At 67.5% G+C, this 22,801-nt stretch carries 18 protein-coding genes; 11 read left to right on the forward strand and 7 right to left on the reverse strand.

Annotated elements, in window-relative coordinates:
* Positions 1-9: 9 nt before the first annotated feature.
* The 5 genes from ccoO to SNE35_RS22870 all read right to left on the reverse strand — a co-directional run bounded on the left by ccoO (position 10) and on the right by SNE35_RS22870 (position 6,261).
* A complete protein-coding gene (gene ccoO, locus SNE35_RS22850) occupies positions 10-642 on the reverse strand; it encodes a cytochrome-c oxidase, cbb3-type subunit II (RefSeq protein WP_320425335.1) in 633 nt (210 codons plus the stop codon).
* A 12-nt stretch (positions 643-654) separates the two neighbouring features.
* Complete coding sequence (ccoN, locus tag SNE35_RS22855) at positions 655-2,097, reverse strand: cytochrome-c oxidase, cbb3-type subunit I (RefSeq protein ID WP_320425336.1); 1,443 nt, start codon at positions 2,095-2,097, stop codon at positions 655-657.
* A 332-nt stretch (positions 2,098-2,429) separates the two neighbouring features.
* Positions 2,430-2,582, reverse strand: a complete 153-nt coding sequence (ccoS, locus tag SNE35_RS22860; protein WP_320425337.1) for a cbb3-type cytochrome oxidase assembly protein CcoS — start codon at positions 2,580-2,582, stop codon at positions 2,430-2,432.
* A gap of 7 nt (positions 2,583-2,589) precedes the next feature.
* Positions 2,590-4,800, reverse strand: coding sequence for a heavy metal translocating P-type ATPase (locus SNE35_RS22865; RefSeq protein ID WP_320425338.1), 2,211 nt, complete (start codon positions 4,798-4,800; stop codon positions 2,590-2,592).
* Positions 4,801-4,866: 66 nt separating this feature from the next.
* Positions 4,867-6,261 (reverse strand): aminotransferase-like domain-containing protein, encoded by a 1,395-nt coding sequence (locus SNE35_RS22870; protein WP_320425339.1) that lies wholly within the window; start codon positions 6,259-6,261, stop codon positions 4,867-4,869.
* Between the two features lie 132 nt (positions 6,262-6,393).
* On the opposite strand from SNE35_RS22870, the gene gabT reads away from it, so the two are divergent.
* Entirely contained in the window at positions 6,394-7,695 is a 1,302-nt protein-coding gene (gabT, locus tag SNE35_RS22875; protein ID WP_320425340.1) for a 4-aminobutyrate--2-oxoglutarate transaminase, read from the forward strand.
* Here gabT and SNE35_RS22880 read toward each other — a convergent pair whose 3' ends face one another.
* Positions 7,696-8,154 carry an Lrp/AsnC family transcriptional regulator gene (locus SNE35_RS22880; RefSeq protein ID WP_320425742.1) on the reverse strand — a complete coding sequence of 153 codons (459 nt, stop codon included), beginning with the start codon at positions 8,152-8,154 and terminating at the stop codon, positions 7,696-7,698. It lies immediately after the preceding gene.
* A gap of 146 nt (positions 8,155-8,300) precedes the next feature.
* Between SNE35_RS22880 and SNE35_RS22885 the strand changes: the two genes are divergently transcribed.
* From SNE35_RS22885 to SNE35_RS22930, 10 genes are all read left to right on the forward strand, one after another.
* Positions 8,301-9,611, forward strand: coding sequence for an NAD(P)/FAD-dependent oxidoreductase (locus SNE35_RS22885; protein ID WP_320425341.1), 1,311 nt, complete (start codon positions 8,301-8,303; stop codon positions 9,609-9,611).
* Positions 9,608-10,405 (forward strand): gamma-glutamyl-gamma-aminobutyrate hydrolase family protein, encoded by a 798-nt coding sequence (locus SNE35_RS22890; protein WP_320425342.1) that lies wholly within the window; start codon positions 9,608-9,610, stop codon positions 10,403-10,405. The genes SNE35_RS22885 and SNE35_RS22890 overlap by 4 nt, the downstream gene beginning before the upstream one ends.
* Positions 10,406-10,542: 137 nt before the next feature.
* The gene (locus SNE35_RS22895) at positions 10,543-11,910 is read left to right on the forward strand and encodes a glutamine synthetase family protein (RefSeq protein ID WP_320425343.1); all 1,368 of its coding nucleotides are present in this window, start codon (positions 10,543-10,545) and stop codon (positions 11,908-11,910) included.
* 14 nt (positions 11,911-11,924) lie between these two features.
* The gene (locus SNE35_RS22900) at positions 11,925-13,313 is read left to right on the forward strand and encodes an aspartate aminotransferase family protein (RefSeq protein ID WP_320425344.1); all 1,389 of its coding nucleotides are present in this window, start codon (positions 11,925-11,927) and stop codon (positions 13,311-13,313) included.
* A 19-nt stretch (positions 13,314-13,332) separates the two neighbouring features.
* The gene (locus SNE35_RS22905; protein ID WP_320425345.1) at positions 13,333-16,023 is read left to right on the forward strand and encodes a TonB-dependent receptor plug domain-containing protein; all 2,691 of its coding nucleotides are present in this window, start codon (positions 13,333-13,335) and stop codon (positions 16,021-16,023) included.
* A gap of 8 nt (positions 16,024-16,031) precedes the next feature.
* Positions 16,032-17,126 carry an extracellular solute-binding protein gene (locus SNE35_RS22910; RefSeq protein WP_320425346.1) on the forward strand — a complete coding sequence of 365 codons (1,095 nt, stop codon included), beginning with the start codon at positions 16,032-16,034 and terminating at the stop codon, positions 17,124-17,126.
* A complete protein-coding gene (locus SNE35_RS22915; RefSeq protein ID WP_320425347.1) occupies positions 17,123-18,211 on the forward strand; it encodes an ABC transporter ATP-binding protein in 1,089 nt (362 codons plus the stop codon). Before SNE35_RS22910 ends, SNE35_RS22915 begins: the two co-directional genes overlap by 4 nt.
* 12 nt (positions 18,212-18,223) lie before the next feature.
* Positions 18,224-19,147 (forward strand): ABC transporter permease, encoded by a 924-nt coding sequence (locus SNE35_RS22920; protein ID WP_320425348.1) that lies wholly within the window; start codon positions 18,224-18,226, stop codon positions 19,145-19,147.
* Complete coding sequence (locus SNE35_RS22925) at positions 19,144-19,983, forward strand: ABC transporter permease (RefSeq protein ID WP_320425349.1); 840 nt, start codon at positions 19,144-19,146, stop codon at positions 19,981-19,983. The genes SNE35_RS22920 and SNE35_RS22925 overlap by 4 nt, the downstream gene beginning before the upstream one ends.
* Positions 19,980-21,479, forward strand: a complete 1,500-nt coding sequence (locus tag SNE35_RS22930; protein ID WP_320425350.1) for an aldehyde dehydrogenase — start codon at positions 19,980-19,982, stop codon at positions 21,477-21,479. The genes SNE35_RS22925 and SNE35_RS22930 overlap by 4 nt, the downstream gene beginning before the upstream one ends.
* Here SNE35_RS22930 and SNE35_RS22935 read toward each other — a convergent pair whose 3' ends face one another.
* Complete coding sequence (locus SNE35_RS22935) at positions 21,480-22,709, reverse strand: YbfB/YjiJ family MFS transporter (RefSeq protein ID WP_320425351.1); 1,230 nt, start codon at positions 22,707-22,709, stop codon at positions 21,480-21,482.
* Positions 22,710-22,801 lie beyond the last annotated feature (92 nt).

Below are 22,801 nucleotides of genomic sequence, written 5' to 3' on the forward strand. Positions count from 1 at the left end.
TGCGCTGATCTACTTCACGGCGGTGCCGAGCGACTGCAGGTAGGCGACGATGGCGTCCATCTCCGTCTTGCCCTGCACGGCTTCCGCGCTGCCGGCCACGTCGGCATCGGTGTACGGCACGCCCAGCCGCTGCATCGCCCGCACGCGCGGCGGCACGCTGGCCGGGTCGATCTGCGCCGTGGCGAGCCAGCTGTAGGCGGGCATGTTCGATTCGGGCACCAGGTCGCGCGGGTTCTCCAGGTGCAGGCGGTGCCAGTCGTCGCTGTACTTGCCGCCCACGCGCTGCAGGTCGGGACCGGTGCGCTTGCTGCCCCACTGGAAGGGGTGGTCCCAGACGAATTCACCGGCCGTTGAATAGTGGCCGTAGCGCAGCGTCTCGGCCTGCAGCGGGCGGATCATCTGCGAGTGGCAGTTGTAGCAACCCTCGCGCAGGTAGATGTCGCGGCCCACCAGTTGCAGCGGCGTGTAGGGCTTGAGCCCGGGCACCGGCTGCGTGGTGGAGCGCTGGAAGAACAGCGGCACGATCTCGACCAGGCCGCCCACGGCGATCACCAGCAGGATCAGCACGATCATCAGAAAGTTGCTGGTCTCGATGCGTTCGTGGCCTGAGGGGCTTGAAGGGTTTGAGGTTGTAGTGCTCATGTCGGTCTCCTGTCAGGCGTGGGCGAGGCGGGCCGGGATCGGCGAGGGCTGCACGCGCCCCACGCGCACCGTCATCACCACGTTCCAGGCCATCACCCCCATGCCGGCCAGGTACAGCAGGCCGCCGGCGAGGCGCACGACGTAGAAAGGCCAGGTCGCCTTGACCGATTCGACGAAGGTATAGACCAAGGTGCCGTCGGGGTTGACCGCGCGCCACATCAGGCCCTGCATCACGCCGGCGATCCACATCGCGGCGATGTAGAGCACGATGCCCAGGGTGGCGATCCAGAAGTGCAGGTTGATGGCCGGCACGCTGTACATCTCGGTGCGGCCGTACATGCGCGGGATCAGGTAGTACAGCGAGCCCATCGACACGAGGCCGACCCAGCCGAGCGCACCGCTATGCACGTGGCCGATCGTCCAGTCGGTGTAGTGGCTCAGCGCGTTGACGGTCTTGATCGACATCATCGGCCCCTCGAAGGTGGCCATGCCGTAGAAGGACAGCGCCACGATCAGGAACTTCAGGATCGGGTCGTCGCGCAGCTTGTGCCAGGCGCCGCTGAGCGTCATCACGCCGTTGATCATGCCGCCCCAGCTCGGCGCCAGCAGCACCAGCGAGAACACCATGCCCACGCTCTGCGCCCAGTCGGGCAGCGCCGTGTAGTGCAGGTGGTGCGGGCCCGCCCACATGTAGGTGAAGATCAGCGCCCAGAAGTGGACGATGGAGAGCCGGTACGAGTACACCGGCCGCCCGGCCTGCTTGGGGATGTAGTAGTACATCATCCCGAGGAAGCCGGCCGTGAGGAAGAAGCCCACGGCGTTATGGCCGTACCACCACTGCACCATCGCGTCCTGCACGCCGGCGTAGGCCGAGTAGCTCTTCCAGAAGCTCACCGGCATGGCCGCGCTGTTGACGATGTGCAGCACCGCCACCGCGATGATGAAGGCGCCGAAGAACCAGTTGGCCACGTAGATGTGGCGCACGCGGCGCCGGCCGATGGTGCCGAAGAAGACGATCGCGTAGGCGACCCAGACGACCGCGATCAGCAGGTCGATCGGCCACTCCAGCTCCGCATATTCCTTGCCCTGGGTGTAGCCCAGCGGCAGCGTGATCGCGGCGGCCACGATGACCAACTGCCAGCCGACGAAGACGAACTGCGCGAGCCTGGGCAGGAACAGCGGCACCTGGCAGGTGCGCTGCACGACGTGAAAGCTCGTTGCCATCAGCGCGCAGCCGCCGAAGGCGAAGATCACCGCGTTCGTGTGCAGCGGCCGCAGCCGCCCGTAGCTGAGCCAGGGGATGCCGGCCGTGAGGTCCGGAAACGCCAGCTGGGCCGCGATCAGGCAGCCCACCAGCATCCCCACGACACCCCACAGCACGGCCGCCAGTGCGAAGCCGCGCACGGTCTCGTCGGAGTAGTTCACCGGCACCGCCCGGTGTGCACTTGGGTCCATCGCTTCATCCCTCGCTTGCTTGTCGATGAGGGATTCTTTGGCGCCGCTCGATCAGGGACTTTGATAACGATCAAGCCAGGGCCAGTTAGCACTACGGCAAGGGGTCGCGAAGGCACGCCAAAGGGCGCCAATCTAGGCGCAGAACGCCGCCCGCACTCGCGTGCGGGCAAGGGCTGCAACGACGAGTGGCGCCCTTTGGCGTACCTTCCCGAAGGGTTGTGACCAGAAAGGCCGCAGGCAGCGTTGCAAATCCTCGCCGGGCGCGAGCCCGGCTTGCGGTTTGCGCCTTGCCTGCGGCCTTTCTGGTCGCAACGCGACCCCTTGCCGTAGTGCTAACTGGCCCTATGGTCATCAGCGTCGAGAATCTTTTCGCCCTGTTGTTCGAGGTCGTCGAATTGCCCGCCGTGCAGCGCCCAGCCGAACACGCCGATGATGGCGAGCACGACCAGGACGGACATGGGGACCAGCAGGTAGAGAATGTCCATCGGCGTGTCATCGAGAGAGGCGGAGTGAATTGAGCACCACGCCCAGCGAACTGGCCGCCATACCCAGGCCGGCGGCCCAGGGCGGCAGCCAGCCGAAGAGGGCCAGCGGCACGCAGGCAGCGTTGTAGAGCGCCGCCCAGGCCAGGTTCTGGCGCACGATGCGCAGCGTCTTCGCCGCTACGCGGCGCGCCTGCGCCACGTCGCCCAGGCGGTTGGACAGCAGCACGCCGTCCGCATGCTGGCGGGCGATCTCGGCGCCGGCGCCCATCGCCAGCGAGACGTCGGCCTGGGCCAGCACCGGCGCATCGTTGATGCCGTCGCCCAGCATCGCCACCCGCTCGCCGTGCGCCTGCGCGGCCTCGATCAGGGCCAGCTTGTCCTCCGGCGAGGCCTGGGCGTGCCAGTCGTCCAGGCCCAATGCTTCGGCCAGCCGCCGCACGCGCCGCGGCACGTCGCCCGAGACCAGCACCAGGCGCACGCCGTCCTGCTGCAGCGCGCGGATCGCGTCGGCCGCGCCTTCGCGCACCCGCTCCGCGATGCTGAAGCGGGCGACTGGCTGGCCCTGGCGCATCAGCCAGGTTTCGTTGGCGTCGGCGTCAGATTGGCCGGTCGGCCCCTTGCCGAGCAGCCAGCTCACGCCGGCCTCGTCGTCGCCGCCGACGCCCTGCCCCGCCACCTCATGCAGCCGGCTCCAGCAGAAGCTCGTGCCGCTCTCGCGCTGGGCGAGCGCCTGCGCCAGCGGGTGCGATGACCAGGCCGCCAGGGTGGCCGCGCGGGCCCACAGCTCGGCTTCGGCGAACGAGGGATCGAGGCTGCTCATCTGTGCCTCGCCCTCACCCGCTTCGGTGAGCGTGCCGGTCTTGTCCAGGAACAGCGTGCGCATGGCCGCCAGGTCCTCGATTGCATCGACACGCCGCAGCAGCACGCCGCGCCGGGCGATGGCCGAGGCTCCGGCCAGCCAGGCCGAGGGCGCGGCGAGCGACAGCGCGCAGGGGCAGGTGACGATCAGCACCGACACGGCCACCCACACCGCCCGCCCCGGCTCGACGAAGCTCCACGCCGCCGCGGCCCCGGCCGCGAGCAGCAGCACCGCCCACAGAAAGGGCGCGGCCCAGCGGTCGGCGCTGCGCGTGGCCGACGGACGCTGCGTCTGCGCATGGCGCATCAGCGCGACGATGGCTTCGTAGCGTGTGTCGGCGCCCACGCGCTCGACCCGCATCAGCACCGGCGCGCCCAGATTCAGGCTGCCGGCGATGACGGCGTCGCCCGGTGCCTTGGGCTGCGGGGCCGCCTCGCCGTTCAGCAGCGATTCGTCCGCCTGCGTGCTGCCGGCGAGTAGCACGCCGTCCGCCGCGAAGGCTTCGCCGCGCGGCACGCGCACCCGGTCGCCGCGAACCAGCCGCAGCGTGCTCACCGGTTCGATGCCGCCCGACGCGGTCTCGCGCAGCACCGTCTGCGGCAGCCGGCCGATCGCGCCCTCCAGCGAGCGAAGCGCCGCATGGCGGGCGCGCAGCTCCAGGTACCGGCCGCCGAGCAGGAAGCTGACGAACATCGTCAGCGAATCGAAATAGACCGCGCTGCCGAAGGGCCCGCCGGGATCGAAGGCCGCGCCGCTGCTGGCCACGAAGGCCACCGCCAGGCCCAGGGCCACCGGCACGTCCATGTCGATGCGGCGCTGGCGCAGCGCGCGCCAGGCATTGCCGAAGAAGGGCCCGGCCGAGAAGGCCATCACCGGCAGGGTCAGCAGCCAGCTGCCCCAGTCGAGCAGCTGCTTCAAATCCGGCGCCAGGTCGCCGGCGTGGCCGAGGTAGGACGGCGCGGCCAGCATCATCACCTGCATCGCGCAGAAGCCCGCGACGAACAGGCGCCACAGCGCCTGACGGCTCTCCTTCAGCCGCAGCGCGCGGGCGGCGGCACCGGTGTCGGGCGTGGCGGCATAACCGAGCTTCTCGACGGCATCGACCAGCGCCGATGGACGCGTGCGGTGCGGATCCCAGCGCACGGTCGCGCACTGCGCCGCGGGGCTGACCTGCGCGTCGAGCACGCCTTCCACGGCGTGCAGCGCGTCCTCGATGTTGCCGGCGCAGGCGGCGCAGTGCATGCCGCCGATGCGCAGCGAGGACTCGGCCAGACGCGGGCGATCGCCCTCCCCGACCCAGCGGGTGAAGCGTTCGAATTCAAGCTCATCGTCGAGTGCGCGGTGGGCGGCGGCGGACATGCCCCGATCTTGGCGGCCATCGCAAACGAGGCCTTGATCAAACGCAAACGAATGACCTGTTTGGCCTTAAACCGCCTCCTGGATCTGCGCACCCAGATAGGCCCACAGCCGCGGCGCGCCGCTGAACGCCACATTGAACCGCAGCCAGCCGCTCTGCCGGGGCTCGGCATAGAACAGATGCCCGGGGCCCAGCATGATGCCGTTCTGCGCGGCCTGCTGAGACAGCTCGGCGGCGTCGGGAACATCGGGGTGGCGGGCCCAGACGTACATGCCGGCATCGGCCTGCGTGTGCAGCTCGAACCCGAGCTGGCGCAGTTGTGCGGACACGTCCTGCTGCGCGGCCGCAAGCCGGGTGCGCAGCTTGCCCAGGTGCTTGCGCCAGCGGCCTTCGGTCAAGGCGCGCAGCACGAGCCGTTCGGTCAGGTCGGACGAGGTCAGGCCCGAGATCATCTTGAGCGTGGCCAGACCTTCCAGCAGCTGCGGCGCGGCGGCCACGAAACCCACGCGCAAATTGGGCGAGATCGTCTTGGAGAAGCTGCCCAGGTAGGCCACGCGCTGCAGCTGATCGAGGCTGGCGAGGCTGGGGTGCAGGCCCGGATCGAGATCCGCGTAGATGTCGTTTTCGACGATCGCGAAATCGTGCAGGTGCGCGAGCTGCAGGATGCGCAGCAGCTGATCGATCGGCGCGCTCGAATTCGTCGGGCTGTGCAGGCGCGGCTGGGTGAAGAACACCTTGGGCTTGTGCGTGGCCAGCAGGGCCTCAAGTGCCGGCAGGTCGTAGCCCTCGGGCGTGCGCGGCACGGGCAGCATCGTCGCACCCAGGAAGCGCAGCACGTAGTGGATGTTCGGATAACCGGGCGAATCCACCAGCACCGGCTCGCCCGGCTTCACCCAATGCCGCGCGAGCAGGTCGATGGCCTGGCTGGAGCCCTGGGTCAGCAGGATGCTGTCGGCACTGGCTCTCACCTGGCGCTCTGCCAGCAGTTCCGCCAGCAGCACCCGCAGATCCGCGTGGCCGAAGGGCGAGCCGTAACCGCCCAGCTCACCGCCCTCCTGCGCGAGCTGGCGAAAGGCGCGGTGCACGCCCTCTTTGAACAGCCAGTCCTGCGGTAGCCAGCCGCAGCCGGCCTTGATCTCCAGCGCGCGGCTCTCGAAGATCTGGCGCAGGTACCACTTCGGGTCGAAGCGCACCTGCAGGTCCGCGGCCGCGGGTTCGGAGGCCGCGGCGCGCGGGCGGACGAAGAAGCCGGCATTGGGCTTCGAATGCACCAGCCCCAGCGCGACCAACCGGTCGTAGGCCTCCACAACGGTGAACACGCTCACGCCCTGCGCCTGGGCGAACTGGCGGATCGACGGCAGCTTGCCTCCGGCCTTGAGGCCCTGCGTCTCGATCATGTGCTGGAAGCCGCTGACGATCTGGGCCACCAGGGGAACGGGCGAGCCGTGGGCGAGTCGGAACATGGTCACGAGAAGGGAATCTGTGCAGGCTCCGGCACCGGTACGGCGCCGCGCTGTCTGCCGGCAACTGTACCTGTTGCCCCGCAGCGCGCCGGCCTAGAGTCCGCCGCCATCACACGCATTCAGGAACCCGCCATGACCGCCAAGAGCAATGCCGATCTGATGGCCCGCCGCCGCGCTGCCGTCGCCCGCGGTGTGGGCCAGGCCCACGAGATCTTCGTGGACCGCGCCGCCAACGCCGAGGTCTGGGATGTGGAGGGCAAGCGCTACGTCGACTTTGCCGGCGGCATCGCCGTGCTCAACACCGGCCACTGCCATCCGGAGGTGATCGCCGCCGTGCAGGAGCAACTGGGCCTGTACACGCACACCTGCTTCCAGGTGCTGGCCTACGAGCCCTATGTGGAGCTGGCCGAGAAGCTCAACGCGCTGGCGCCCGGCGACTTCACGAAGAAGACGCTGCTGCTTTCGAGCGGCGCGGAGGCGGTGGAGAACGCCGTCAAGATCGCGCGGGCCTTCACCCGGCGCTCCGGTGTCATCGCCTTCAGCGGCGGCTATCACGGGCGCACGATGATGACCCTGGGTCTGACCGGCAAGGTCCAGCCCTACAAAAGCGGCTTCGGGCCCTTCCCCGCCGAGGTCTTCCACGCGCAGTTCCCGAACGAGCTGCACGGTGTGAGCATCGAGGACGCGCTCGCCTCGATCGAGCAGATCTTCAAGAACGACATCGAGCCCGAGCGCGTCGCCGCCTTCATCGTCGAGCCGGTGCAGGGCGAAGGCGGCTTCTACGTGGCCCCGGTCGAGTTCATCCGCCAGCTGCGGGCGCTGGCCGACCAGCACGGCATCCTGCTGATCGCCGACGAGGTGCAGACCGGCGCCGGCCGCACCGGCACCTGGTTCGCCTGCGAGCAGTGGGGCGTAGCGCCGGACCTGATCACCACCGCCAAATCGATGGCCGGCGGCTTCCCGATCTCGGCCGTGGTGGGCCGCACCAGCGTGATGGACGCGCCCAACCCCGGCGGCCTGGGCGGCACCTACGCCGGCAGCCCCATTGCGTGTGCCGCGGCGCTGGCGGTGCTGCGCGTCTTCGAGAAGGAACAGCTGCTGGCGCGCAGCCAGGCGCTGGGCGAGCACATCCGGACGCGCCTGTCGGCGATGGCCCGCGAGCTTCCGACGATCGGCGATGTGCGCGGCCTGGGGGCGATGGTGGCGCTGGAGCTGTTCGCCACGGTGGACGGCAAGGCGGACGTCCACAAGCCCGACGCGGCGCTGACCCAGCGCGTGCTGCGGGAAGCCGCGCAGCGCGGCCTGATCCTGCTGTCCTGTGGCAGCTACGGCAACGTGATCCGCATCCTTGTGCCGCTGACCGCGTCGGATGCCTTGATCGATGAAGGACTGGACGTCCTGCACGCCAGCCTCAAGGCTGCGCAGGCTTCCTGATCACAGCGGAAAGGCCGTGGATTTCTTGATCGTCCGCAGCACCAGCATCGAGTTGGAACGGGCCACCTCGGGCAGTTGCATCAGCACCTGGGTGTGGAAGCGCTCCAGGTCCTCGGCGTCCTTGTAGGCGAAGCGGATCATGTAGTCGTTGCTGCCGGCGACGTAGAAGCAATCAAGGATGTCGGGGCTGGCCAGCACGGCGGCTTCGAAGGCATCCAGCGCCGCCGTCGTCATGCGCTCCAGATTGATGATCGTGTAGCTGGTGCCCTGCTTGCCCACGGCCTTGGGGTTGATCAAGGCCACGTACTGGGCGATCACGCCGCTCTCTTCCAGCCGCTTGACCCGCCGCAGGCAGGCTGACGGCGACAGATGGACCCGCTGCGCGAGGTCCTGGTTGGCGAGCCGGCCGTCCTTCTGCAGCTCCTTGAGGATGGCCCGATCGATCGTATCCAATTGCACTTCAGAGCTCATTGAAAGAATTTTCTGTCTCGACAAAGTCACTTTATCGCAGCAGATTGCAAAAACGCGGGTTTAGCCTGCGTTCAAGCGCTTACATATTGCGCTGCCGCACGCCTAGACTTCATCTCGTCATCACGCAGCAATAAATGAGTTTTCTCGCCATCGATCGCGAACTGACCAAAGACTCCTACTACGCGGCCACGGCGCCGCGTGAAACGGCCTATGCGACTCTGCAGGAGTCCTTGGATGCCGACGTTGCGATCGTGGGCGGCGGGCTCGCCGGCCTGTCCGCCGCGATCGAACTGGCCGATCGCGGCTACCGGGTGGTGATGCTGGAAGCCGCGCAAGTCGGCGGCGGCGCATCGGGCCGCAACGGCGGCCAGGCGATCCACGGCCTCGCCAGCGACCAGTCCATCATCGAAGATCAGCTCGGGTTGGACGAGGCCAGGCGCATCTGGCGCATGAGCATCGAGGCACTGGACCTGATCCAGGAGCGCTGCGCTCGCTTCGACATCGATTGCGAATACCAGGCCGGCTTCCTCGGCCTGTCCACCAAGCCACGCAAGACGGAAGAACTGAAGACCTGGGCCGATCGCATGGCCGAGGTCTACGACTATCCGCTGCAATGGATCGCGCCGCAGGAGATCCAGCAATGGATCGCCAGCCCGCGCTTTCATGCCGGCGTGTATGACTCGCGCTCGGGCCACCTGCATCCGCTCAAGTACTGCCTGGGCCTCGCGCGCGCTGCGACGAGCCTGGGCGTGCGCATCTTCGAGCACAGCGCCGTCAAGGCGATGGACAAGGGCACGCAGCTCACGCTACGCACCGAAGCTGGTCAGGTGCACGCCAAGCAGGTGCTGCTGGCGGGCAACGTCTACCTGCCCGAGCTCTCGCCCGACCTGGCGCCCGAACTGAGCGCACGGGTGATGCCCGTGGGCACCTATATCGGCTGCACCGAGACTATGGACGTGGCGCGGCTGCAGTCCTTGATCCCCAGCCGCTCGGCCGTGTGCGATACCAACTTCGTGCTGGACTATTTCCGCCCGACGGCGGACCAGCGCCTGCTCTTCGGCGGCCGGGTCAGCTACAGCACGGTGCCGCCGCGCTCGCTGGTGGCCAGCATGCGCGAGCGCATGCTGCTGAGCTTTCCGCAGTTGCAGGATGTCGGCATGCAATATGCGTGGGGTGGCTTCGTGGACATCTCGATGAATCGTGCACCCGATTTCGGCCGCCTCGGCCCCGAGCAGAACATCTACTACCTGCAAGGCTTCTCCGGCCATGGCCTGGCGCTGACCGGCCTGGCCGGCCGTGTAGTGGCCGAGGCCATGCACGGCGACGCGGCCCGCTTCGACACCTTCGCCCAACTGCGCCACCGCCCCTTCCCCGGCGGCCGGCTGATGCGCACGCCGGCGCTGGTGCTCGGCATGACCTACTACCGCCTGAGGGACATGCTGTGAGCCGCGCCGCGAACGCCAAACCGGTGGTGCTGGTGCCAGCCTGCACACGCCAGATCGGCGAGCACCCGTTCCACATCGCCGGCAAGAAGTACATCGAGGCCGTGCGCCTCGCCGGCTGCCTGCCGGTGGTCGTGCCCAACGGCGCGCCGCAGGAACTGGACGACTGGCTGGCGATCGCCGACGGCGTGTTCCTGACCGGCTCGCCCTCCAATGTGCATCCCAGCCATTTCGGCGAGGCGGTGCACAACCCGGCCCTGCCGCTGGATGCGGACCGTGACGCGCTGACGCTGGAGCTGATCCCCCGGGCGCTGCGCATGGGCCTGCCGCTGTTCGCGATCTGCCGCGGCTTCCAGGAAACCAATGTCGCGCTGGGCGGCTCGCTGCACCAGGCGGTGCAGGAACAGCCCGGCCTGGCCGATCACCGCGACCCCGACGGCGAGCCGCCCGAGATCGCCTACGGCGAGCGGCATGAGGTGAACATCGTGCCGGGCGGCCGTCTCGCAGCCCTGCTCGGGCGCGACCGGATCCGCGTCAACTCGTTGCACGGCCAGGGCGTGAACGAACTCGCGCTGGGCCTGCGCGTCGAGGCCACGGCGCCGGACGGTCTCGTCGAAGCCTTCAGCGTCGAGGCCAGCCCGAGCTTCTCGATGTGCGTGCAATGGCACCCGGAATGGCGTGCCGAGCACAACCCGGTGTCGATGGCCCTGCTGACGGCATTCGGCCAGGCCTGCGAAGACTATCGCGACCGGATCCGCGAGCCGCGGCACGACTTCAAGCGCGATCCCGACACCTAGCGTCGATCCTGGGCGGCCCGGCCACTGATCTCCATTGGCCCTGCCCGCCCGCTCCTGCGAGGCATCCGTCCCTCGGGTGTCGTCCATGACCGCAAGTTCTCTTGCGGGCCGAATTTCAACAACAAGAGGTGCACAGCATGGTGCTCAGAAATGAATTCACGTTCGTTGAACTGGAGCAATGGTTTCGCGACCATCGCGTGACCGAGATCGAATGCCTCGTGCCGGACCTGACCGGCGTGGCGCGCGGCAAGATCCTGCCGCGCGAGAAGTTCACCGAAGACCGCGGCATGCGCCTGCCCGAGGCGGTAGTGGCCATGGGCGTGACCGGCGAGTTCCCCGAGGAAGGCCCCTACTACGAGGTCATCAGCGCGAACGACCGGGACATGCACCTGCGTGCCGACCCGTCGACCGCCCGCATCGTGCCCTGGGCCGTGGACCCGACGGCCCAGGTCATCCACGACTGCTTCGACCGCGACGGCAATATGGTGCCCTTCGCGCCGCGCTCGGTGCTGCGGCGCGTGTGCAATCTGTTCGAGGCCGAAGGCTGGGACCCCGTCGTCGCGCCCGAGCTGGAGTTCTACCTGGTCGCGCGCAATACCGACCCCGACATGCCGCTGAAGCCGCCGGTGGGCCGCAGCGGCCGCGCCGAGACCTCGCGCCAGGCCTACTCCATCGACGCGGTGAACGAGTTCGATCCGCTGTTCGAGGACATCTACGACTACTGCGAAAAGATGGAGCTGAACGTGGACACCCTGATCCACGAGGTCGGCGCCGGGCAGATGGAGATCAACTTCTTCCACGCCCACCCGATGGGCCTGGCCGACGAGGTGTTCTTCTTCAAGCGTACGGTGCGCGAGGCGGCGCTGCGCCACGACATGTTCGCCACCTTCATGGCCAAGCCGATCGCCAACGAGCCCGGCAGCGCGATGCACATCCACCAGAGCGTGATCGACAAGAAGACCGGCCGCAATCTCTTCAGCAACGAGGACGGCTCGCCCAGCCAGGAGTTCTTCTGGTACATCGGCGGCCTGCAGAAGTACACGCCTGCCGCGATGGCCCTGTTCGCGCCCTATGTGAACAGCTACCGGCGCCTGGCGCGCTTCACGGCCGCGCCGATCAACATCCAGTGGGGCACGGACAACCGCACCGTGGGCATCCGTTCGCCGCTGGCCCCGCCCGAGGCGCGCCGCATCGAGAACCGCGTCATCGGCGCCGATGCCAATCCCTACGTGGCGCTCGCAGCCACCCTGGCCTGCGGCTACCTGGGCATCAAGAACCGCATCGAGCCCACGCCGGAGTGCAAGGGCGACGCCTACCTCGGCGACTTCCAGCTGCCGCGCAGCCTGGGCGAAGCACTGGAGCTGCTACGCGCCGAGAAGGACCTGGCCAGCATCCTCGGCGAGCAGTTCATCACCGTCTACACGGAGGTGAAGGAAATCGAGCACGCCGAGTTCATGAAGGTGATCTCGCCCTGGGAGCGCGAGCACCTGCTGCTGCACGTTTGATCAAGGAGCTGAGGATGAATACCGTCACCCAAGAAAGCACCCGCCAGTGGCAGGCCGCCGATGCCCAGCATTTCCTGCATCCGTTCACCGACCATGCCGGCCTGGCCCGCAAGGGCGCGCGCATCATCACGCGCGCCGACAACATCTACCTCTGGGACAGCGAGGGGAACAAGATCCTCGACGCGATGAGCGGTCTCTGGTGCGTCAACGTCGGCTACGGCCAGCAACCGCTGATCGATGCGGCCACGCGCCAGATGAAGGAACTGCCCTTCTACAACACCTTCTTCCAGACCTCGCATCCGCCGGCCATCGAGCTGGCCGAGCTGCTGGCCCAGGTCACGCCGCCGCAGTTCCAGCACGTGTTCTTCACCGGCTCGGGCTCCGAGGGCAACGACACCATCGTGCGCATGGTGCGCCGCTACTGGGACATCAAGGGCGAGCCGGCGCGCAAGGTCATCATCAGCCGCTTCAATGGCTATCACGGCTCCACGATGGCGGGCTCCTCGCTGAGCGGCATGAAGGGCATGCACGACCAGGGCGGCGTGATTCCCGACATCACCCACATCGAACAGCCGCACTGGTTCGAGCATGGCCGCCCGCAGAACCTCAGCCGCGAAGACTTCGGCCTGATCGCAGCGGGCTGGCTGGAGACCAAGATCCTGGAGGTCGGCCCCGAGCGCGTGGCCGCCTTCATCGGCGAGCCGGTGCAGGGCGCCGGCGGTGTGATGGTGCCGCCCAGCACCTACTGGCCCGAGATCCAGCGCATCTGCGACAAGTACGGCATCCTGCTGGTCAGCGACGAGGTCATCTGCGGCTTCGGCCGCACCGGCCACTGGTTCGGCTGCGAGACCATGGACGTCAAGCCCGACCTGATGACGATCGCCAAGGGCATCACCTCGGGCTATGTGCCGCTGGGCGGCGTGATGGTGGGCGAGCGCGTGGCGCGCGCGCTGATCGACGAGGGCGGCGAGTTCAACCACGGCTTCACCTACTCGGGCCACCCGGTGGCCTGTGCCGTGGCGCTGGCCAACATCCGGCTGATCCAGCAGCTCGACCTGGTGCGCCATGTGCGCGAGGACATCGGCCCCTATCTGGCGCAGCGCTTCGCGGAGCTGGCGGACCACCCGCTGGTGGGCGAGGTGCAGAGCTGCGGAATGATGGGCGCGGTGCAGCTCGTCAAGGACAAGGCAGCAAGCACCTTGTTCGAACCTGACCTGGAAGTCGGCATGTTGTGCCGCGCCCACTGCTTCGGGAACGGCCTGATCATGCGCGCCGTCGGCGATCGGATGATCGTCGCACCGCCGCTGGTGATGACCCGCGCGCAGGTGGACGAAATGATGGCCCTCATCCGCCGTTGCCTGGACCTGACCCTCGCCGAGCTGCACCAACGCAGCTGGCTCTGACTTCAACCCTGGAGCTTCCATGCAGACCTTGAACATGAAAAAGCATGCACCTCGTCGCGTCTCCGCCGTATCCGCCGTATCCGTTGTTGCTGCGGCCTGCTGCCTGGTCGCAGCCGGAGCGAGTCAGGCCCAGGAGGCAGCAAGCGGTCAGGATGCCGAGCAGCTGGGCCGGGTCGTCGTCACCGGTTCCAACCTGCACCGCATGTCGGCAGAGACGCCCAGCCCCGTGCAGGTCTTGACCGCCAACGACCTCAAGCAATCGGGCTACACGAGCATCTCCGACGTGCTGCACGGGATCACCGCCAACAATATGGGCTCGCTGAGCCAGGCCAATGCCTCGGCCTTTGCCCCGGGCGGAGGCGGCGTGTCGCTACGCGGCCTGACCGTCGGCGCCACCCTGGTGCTGATCAACGGCCACCGCATGGCGCCCTACCCGATGCCCGACGACGGCGAGCGCGATTTCGTCGACCTGTCGTCGATCCCCTTCGATACGATCGAAAGGATCGAGGTCCTGAAGGACGGCGCCTCCGCCGTCTACGGCTCAGACGCGATGGCCGGCGTCGTCAACATCATCCTCAAGCACAGCTTCACAGGCACGACCCTGACCGGCGAAGCGGGCATCTCTGGCAAGGGCGACGGCCGGACGCTGCATGGCTCCGTGACGCACGGCTGGGGCGACCTGGGTGCCGACGGCTACAACACCTACGTCTCGCTCGAATACAAGAGCCAGAACGCCATCCTGCTCAGCGACCGCCCCTACCTGGCCATCACCGACTGGACGCCCTACGGCGGTGCCGATCTGAGCAGCGGCGCCAGCCCGTTCTACCAGGTGCAACCGAAGACGGAGAACCTGAACTTTCTGGGCAAGTTCACGAAAAAGATCAACGACGACTGGGAGTTCAACGTCCAGGGCTCGGTCTTCAACAGCAAGGCCACGCAAGTGGGCGTGTTCAACGGCCTGAGCGTCGACCCCGACGGCACGGCCTCCATCCCCACGCTCAAATGGGGCCCGGCGAACTACAGCAACCCGACCGTCGGAACCGTCGGGCCCATCACCGTGCCGTCGAGCTATATCGACGCCGGCTGGATCAACCTCTCCGATTTCGGCCCGCAGACGCAGAAGGCCAGCACGACCTCCTACCGCCTGGTGACGGAGCTAAGCGGCACGGTTGGCGACTGGACCATCGACGCCTCGGCCGGCTGGACCCGCGCAGAGACCAAGCTCAGCGCCACCAACTTCCTCAGTGCCTCGGCCTTCGCGGCCGCCGTCGCCGATGGCAGCTATGTCATCCCGAGCACGGTGCCGGCGAATCCCTACGCGCGAATCTCCGGGGTCAACTACGCGGCGCTCGCGCCTGCCGCTTCGGCCACCTCGACCAGCGACCTCAGCTTCATCAGCGGTCACATCTCGCGCGACGTGATGAAGCTCGGTGGCGGGCCGCTGTCGGTCGGCGCGGGCTTCGACCTGATCCACAAGTCGCTGAACGAGCAGTTCCCGCCGGGCTTCTCGTCCGGCGACCAAAGCTCGCCGATCTACTCTTTCGCCCAGGGCAGCCAGAACATCACGGCCGTCTATGCCGAAGTGGCCGCGCCTCTCACCAAACAGCTGGAGATCGACGCGGCGGCTCGAATGGACCGGTACAACACCTACGGCAGCTCGGCCACGCCCAAGGTCGGTTTCAAGTTCACGCCGACCAAGGAGTTCACGCTGCGTGGCACCTACGCCAAGGGCTTCCGCGCGCCCAATGCCGCGGAGATGGGCGTCTCCGGCTCGACCTCGGGCGTGCTGTCCCCGGTGCAGGACGTGCTGACCGGCCAGACGCTCAGCATTCCCGAACTGCAGCTGTCCAATCCCAAGCTCAAGCCCGAGAAGTCCGACTCCTACACGCTGGGCATCATCTTCGAGCCGAGCGAAGTGCTCAGTTTCTCGATCGACTACTACGACATCAAGATCAAGAACCAGATCAGCTCGCCCGGCCTGCTGGGCTCCATCCAGGTGGCTGCGGCCTACGATCCGGCCAACCCGGCGACCTCGCCGGACAACCCCTACCTGGCCCAGCTCTTCCGCAATCCGGACGGCTCGATCTCCTACGAGACCTACAAGTTCGTCAATGCCAGCGAGACCCACACCAATGGCGTCGACCTGGACGTGCGCACGCAAATCGATCTCGGCAGCGCGGGCAAGCTGAAGGCCGACCTGGCCTTCACCCGCGTCTTCAAGTACGACGCCAATTTCTTCGGCACGAACTATCCGCTGGCCGGCACGCACGGCCCCGGCTTCGTGTCAGGCGACACCGGCACACCCAAGGACCGCATCGTCCTGACGACGACCTGGAGCCAGGGCCCGCTGGAAATGACGGGCACGCTGAACTACATGAGCGGCATCACCGTGCTGGACCCGTCCTACGGCTACAACACCTGCGCCGACGCGCTGCCGAACACCTTCCCCGACGGCAATGTGCCCGCCCAGTTCTGCAAGGTCCCCTCGTTCACGACCTTCAACCTCACCGGCAAGTACACGGTCTCCAAGAAGCTCAGCGTGCATGCGTCGATCATGAACCTGTTCGACCGGCATGCCCCGTATGACCTGCAGACCTTCGGCTCGACCGGCAACGGCGCGCAGAACGGTGGTGCGGCCTACAACCCAGCCCTGCATCAGGACGGCGCGGTCGGCCGCTTCTTCAACGTCGGCGCCAGCTACACGTTCTGACCGGTCGCGTGAAGTTCCACCTTCTCCTCGTCCTTGCATTGCTGGCCTGTGCCTCGGCCCGGGCCGACGAGGAAAAGGTCCTCAACGTCTACAACTGGTCCGACTACATCGCCGACGACACGATCAAGAATTTCGAGAAAGAGACCGGCATCAAGGTCCGCTACGACAGCTTCGACAACAACGAGATCGTGCACGCGAAGATGGTGGGCGGGGCCACCGGCTACGACGTGATCGTGCCCTCGTCCTACTGGGCCAAGCTGCAGGCGGACGGCGGCCTGCTGCGCAAGATCGACAAGTCGCAGATCCCGAACTACGGCAATCTCGATCCGGTGATGCAGGCGCAGCTGGCCAAGCTCGATCCCGGCAACCAGTACATGGTCACCTGGCTGTGGGGCTTCAGCACGGTGGGCATCAACGTCGACAAGGTCAAGGCCGCCATCGCGCCGCTGCCGATGCCCGACGATGCCTGGGCGCTGGTCTTCAACCCCGTCTACATCTCGCGCCTGAAGTCCTGCGGCGTGAGCCTGATGGACTCCGCCACCGAGATCATCCCGGCCGCCCTGCACTACCTCGGCAAGCCGGCCTTCAGCCGCTCGATGGCCGACTACCGGGAGGTCAAGCCGCTGCTGCAGAGCATCCGCCCCTACGCCACGCTGTTCAGCTCATCCGGCTACATCAACGATCTGGCGGCGGGCTCGATCTGCATGGTGCTCGGCTGGTCGGGCGACATCAACATCGCCCGCCAGCGCGCCATCGACGGCAAGACCGGCCAGCGCATCGAGGCCCTGCTGCCCAGGAGCGGCGGCCTGCTGTTCATGGACACGATGGTGATCCCGGCCGATGCGCCGCACCCCGGCAACGCGCTGAAGTTCATCAACTACATCCTGCGCCCCGAGGTGCACGCGGCCATCACCAACAAGGTGTTCTACGCCAACCCGAATCTCGCGGCGCGCCGCTTCGTGCGCCCGGAGATCGCCAACAACCCCAGCGTCTTCCCCAGCGACGCGGAGCTGCAAAAAATGGTCGCCCCCGACGCCCTGACCAACGAGGTGCGCCGGCAGATGACCCATCTCTTCACCGCCTTCAAGTCCGGCTATCAATGAGTGCCTATCTGCAGATCGACCAGGTGGTGAAGGACTTCGGCGGCGGTGCCGTGGCCGTCGACAGCGTCTCGCTCGACATCGAGCGCGGCGAGATCTTCGCGCTGCTCGGCTCCTCGGGCTGCGGCAAGACCACCCTGCTGCGCATGCTGGCGGGCTTCGAGCAGCCCAGCAGCGGCCGCATCGTGCTGAACGGCCAGGACCTGGCCGGCCTGCAGCCGTACGCCCGGCCGATCAACATCATGTTCCAGAGCTATGCGCTGTTTCCGCACCTGAGCGTGTTTGACAACATCGCCTTCGGCCTGCGCCGCGAGGGCTGCGCCAAGGACGAGACGGCCCAGCGCGTCGAGGCGATGCTCAAGCTGGTGCAACTGGAGAAGTACGCGAAGCGCAAGCCGCACCAGCTCTCCGGCGGCCAGCAGCAGCGCGTGGCGCTGGCGCGCAGCCTGGCCAAGCGCCCGCAACTGCTGCTGCTGGACGAGCCGCTCGGCGCGCTCGACAAGAAGCTGCGCGAGGAAACGCAGATCGAGCTCGTCAACATCATCCGCGAGGTGGGTGTGACCTGCGTGATGGTCACGCACGACCAGGAGGAGGCGATGACCATGGCCTCGCGCATCGCGGTGATGAGCGAGGGCCGGCTGCTGCAGGTGGGCGCGCCGTCCGAGATCTACGAGACGCCGGCGACGCGCTTCGTCGCCGACTTCATCGGCAACGTGAACCTGATGGACGGCCGCTTGAGCACCGACGAGCCCGACCACGTGATCATCGACTGCTCCGACTGCCGGCACTTCGTCGGACACGGCATCACCGGCAGTGTCGGCATGCCGCTGGCCGTTGCGCTGCGGCCCGAGAAGATCCTGCTCTCGCGGCAGGCGCCGGAAGATGCGCGCTACAACTGCGTGCAGGCCACCATCAAGGAGCGCGCCTATTTCGGCGCCTATACCGTCTATCGGTTGCAGATGGCCAGCGGCGCCCTGCTGAAGGTCTCGATGGCGAACACCGAGCGGCACCCCGACGAGGCGCTGCACATCGGCGACGGCGTCTGGGCCCATTGGCCCGGCACTGCCCAGATCGTGCTGACCCGCTGACCCGCCGATGCAATGAGCAAGATGCGAATTCCCAAGCTGCGCGGCGCGCAATGGGTCATCGGCCTGCCCTACCTGTGGCTGCTGGTGTTCTTCGCGCTGCCCTTCCTGATCGTGCTGAGGATCAGCTTCTCGGAGATGGATGCGGTGCGGGTGGCCGACATCTGGTCCTACGTGGACGGCACCTTGAGCCTGAAGCTGCGCCTGGCCAACTACCTGTTCCTCGGCGAAGACGACCTCTACATCCGCGCCTACCTGTCCAGCCTGCGCTTCGCGGCGATGACGACGGCGGGCTGCCTCTTCATCGGCTACCCCTTCGCCTACTTCATGGCACGCAGCTCGCCCCGGCGCCAGCCGCTGCTGATGATGCTGGTGATGCTGCCGTTCTGGACCTCCTTCCTCTTGCGCGTCTATGCCTGGAAGGGGCTGCTGAGCGAAGGCGGCTGGGTCTACGGCCTGATCCGCGCGACCGGCCTGGACCACCTGCTGCAGGCCCTGCACCTGATCGAGACGCCGGGCATGCTGATGAACACGCCGTTCTCGCTGCTGATCGGCATGGTCTACACCTACCTGCCCTTCATGATCCTGCCCCTGTACGCCAATCTCTCGAAGATGGACATGCGGCTGCTGGAGGCGGCGGCCGACCTGGGCGCCTCGCCCTGGGTGGCGTTCTGGCGCGTCACCGTGCCCTTGTCTCGCGCCGGCATCGTGGCCGGCTCGATGCTGGTCTTCATCCCCTGCGTGGGCGAGTACGTGACGCCCGAACTGCTGGGCGGGCCGCAGAGCCTGATGATCGGCCGCGTGCTGTGGGATGAGTTCTTCGGCAACAACGATTGGCCGCTGGCCTCGGCCATCGCGGTGGTCGTGATCCTGCTGGTGATCCTGCCGATGGCGATCTTCAACAAGGTCCAGGAGCAGGCGAAGGAGCGCTCGGCATGAGCCGCGTGACCCGGCCGTTGTTCGGCGCGCGCTTCGCCAAGGTGTTCGCCAAGGCCTGGCTGGTGGGCGGCTACGTCTTCCTCTACCTGCCCATCGTCGCGCTGATCGTCTACTCGTTCAACGACTCGCCGCTGCCCGTAGTCTGGGCCGGCTTCACCTTGAAGTGGTACGCCAAGCTGGCGGAAGACGCCGAGATGCTGGAGGCCCTGCTGCTCTCCATGCAGATCGCCTTCATGAGCGCCACAGCCGCCGTGGTGCTGGGCGGCATGGCGGCGCTGGCGCTGCACAAGTACCGGCGCTTCCGCGGCCGGGCGCTGTTCAACAGCATGGTCAACGCGCCTCTGGTAATGCCAGAGGTGATCGTCGGCCTGTCGCTGATGCTGATGCTGGTGTCCGTGCAGCACCTCTTCGGCTTCCCGCGCCGCGGCCTGGGCACGATCTGGCTGGGCCACGTGTTGCTGAGCATGTCCTACGCCACCGTGGTCATCGAGGCCCGCCTGCGCGAGCTGCCGCCGCAGCTGGAAGAGGCCGCGCTGGACCTGGGCGCGCGCCCCTGGCAGGTGTTCTGGCTGGTGACCTTGCCGATGATCGCGCAGTCGCTGCTGTCAGCGTGGCTGCTGAGCTTCACGCTGTCGCTGGACGACGTGGTGTTGTCCGAATTCCTCTCCGGCCCTGGCGCCACCACCTTGCCGATGGTGATCTTCTCGCGCGCCCGGCTGGGCCTGAGCCCCAGCATCAACGCGGTGGCGGCGCTCATCGTCGCCGTCGTCTCCATCGGTGTCATCGGCGCGAGCCTTTGGATCGCGCGCCGGGAACGAAAGAGAGTCATGTCATGAGCAATACCCAAATCGATTGGCACCAGCGTGCCGCCGCCCTCCAGATCGACGGCCGCCCGGTGATCGCCGGCAAGCGCTGCGACACCGTGCAAGGCCAGCGCTTCGACTGCATTTCGCCGATCGACGGCCGCAAGCTGGGCGAGGTGAGCCGCGGCCAGGCGGAAGACGTCGACCTGGCCGTACGCGCCGCCCGCGCTGCGTTCGATGACTGCCGCTGGTCCGGCCGCGCGCCCGCGCAGCGCAAGCGCGTGCTGCTGGACTTCGCCGCCCGGATCCTCGCCGCGCAGGAAGAACTCGCCTTGCTGGAAACGCTGGACATGGGCAAGCCCATCCAGTATTCGATGGCCGTCGATGTGCCCGCCACGGCGCGCTGCATCGCCTGGTATGCCGAGGCCATCGACAAGGTCTACGACGAGATCGCGCCCACCGCGGCCAACGCGCTGGCCCTGATCCAGCGCGAGCCGATGGGTGTGATCGGTGCCATCGTGCCCTGGAACTACCCGATGATCATGGCCTCGTGGAAGCTCGGCCCCGCGCTGGCGGCCGGCAACTCGGTGGTCTTGAAGCCCAGCGAGAAGTCCCCGTTGACGGCGCTGCGCCTGGCCGAGCTGGCGCTGGAGGCCGGCCTGCCGGAAGGCGTGTTCAATGTCGTGCCCGGCTTCGGCCACGAGGCCGGCGAGGCCCTGGCCCTGCATCCGGACGTGGACGCCATCGGCTTCACCGGCTCCACGCGCGTGGGCCGCAAGATGCTGGAGTACGCGGGCCGCTCCAACCTCAAGCGCGTCTACAACGAACTGGGCGGCAAGTCGGCCGTGCTGGTGTTCCCCGACTTCGACGACCTCGGCCGCGCCGCCAGGACCGTGGCCGGCAGCATGTTCTTCAACCAGGGCGAGAGCTGCAACGCGCCCTCGCGCGTGCTGGTCCATGAAAGCATCGCCGACGAGTTCGTATTGCTCGTCAAGGCCGAGGCGCCGAACTACCGCCCCGCCGATCCGCTGGACCCGTCCACCGTGATGGGCGCGCTGGTCGACGAAGGCCAGTTGCGCACGGTGATGGGCTACATCGCCAGCGGACACGAGGGTGGTGCCAGCGCCGTCACCGGCGGCAACCAAGCTCGTGCTGACTCCGGCGGCTACTTCGTCGAGCCCACGGTGTTCGATCATGTCGACAACAGCATGCGCATCGCCCGCGAGGAGATCTTCGGTCCGGTGCTCAGCGTGTTGCGCTTCGAGACCGAGGCCGAGGCCATCGCCCTGGCGAACGACTCGCCCTACGGCCTGCAGGCCAGCGTCTGGAGCAGCCACATCGACCGCGCCCACCGCGTGGCCCGCGCGCTGCGCGCCGGCACCGTGCACGTCAATCAGTACGACGAGGACGACATCACCGTGCCCTTCGGCGGCTTCAAGCAGTCGGGCAACGGCCGCGACAAATCGCTGCACGCCTTCGACAAGTACACCGAGCTGAAGACGACCTGGCTGCGTATCAACAGCGCTTGATCAGCCGCCCGCGCGGCCCAGCTGCGGCTGCTGCCCGCGCTCCGCGATCACGACGAAATCGATCGCCAGGCTGACGACGATGCCGGCCGCGGCGATCAGGAACAGCAGCCGGTGGTCGCCGTGGCTGGCGTTGAACAGTGCCGAGTACGCATAGCCCGCGACCGCCTGCGCGGCGGCGAACACCGTCGTCGCGCGGCTCCAGGTGCTGTTCTGGCGCGCGGGGCTGTGCGGCTCCAGCTCATGCACGCGCGCCAGCACGACCGGAACGATGCCGGGTGGGAAGGTGCCGATGACGATGGCCACGAGGCCCAGCGTGAGCGGCGTGCTCAGCACATACAACCCCAGGAGCGCGATGGCCTGAACGCCGAGCACCGCGCGCAAGGCCTTGCGCGGCCCGAGCTTGTCGCCCAGCAAGCCATAGAGCGGCGGCCCGAAGATCGCGCCGACGCCATACAGCACCCAGAACAAGGCGCCCACATGCGCGCCCTGCTGCAGCCCGCGGGCGATGAAGTCGACGAGGAACACCATGGCCGGCACCAGGCCGACGGCCATCAGCGCGTACTGCGCGTAGAACACGGCCATCGTGCGCGAGGCCGCGCCCGGCTGTGCATCATGGGCAATTGCCGGCGCCTGGACCGCTGCCGCAGCGCCCGGCCACGCAAACCAGCTGGCCGCTGTGAATGCCGCCGAGACCACGGCCAGGCCGATCCAGGTGTCCCGCAAACCCAGTCCGAGCAGCAGCGGCACCACGGTGCCGGAACCGGCGATGCCCAGGCCCAGGCCGAGGAAGATCGCCCCGCTCGTCAGCCCGCGCCGCGCCTGCGGCACGTGCGGCAGCAGAGTGGCCGCCACCAGCACCATGATCGTGCCACCCGCCACGCCCGACACGAAGCGCCAGAAGAAGAACCAGATCACCGAGACCGGAAAGCCGCAGGCGAGAAACGCGACCGTGACGGCCAGCATCATCGCGCGCAGCGCATGGGCATTGCCGATGCGCTGCCCGATGGGCCGGCCCAGCAGCGCACCGACGAGGTAGCCCGCCAGGTTGGCCGCCCCGAGGCTGATGACGTCGGACGCCGAGAACCAGTGCGCCTGGATCAGCGGCGGGATCAGTGGGGTGTACGCGAAGCGCGCCAGCCCGATGCCCACGAGGCTGGCCGAAAGCCCCGCGAGGATGGTGCGCGAGGCGGCGATACGCGGCGGGTCTTGAGTGCTGGAGGTGGAGGACATGGCTCGATTGGATGTTTGACGACGTTGTCAATGTTGGCAATCTAGCCAATCTTGACAACCCTGTCAAAGACAGGTGCAATGCCCCCATCGAT

The sequence above is a fragment of the Roseateles agri genome (assembly GCF_034043675.1).
GTDB lineage: Bacteria > Pseudomonadota > Gammaproteobacteria > Burkholderiales > Burkholderiaceae_C > KK5.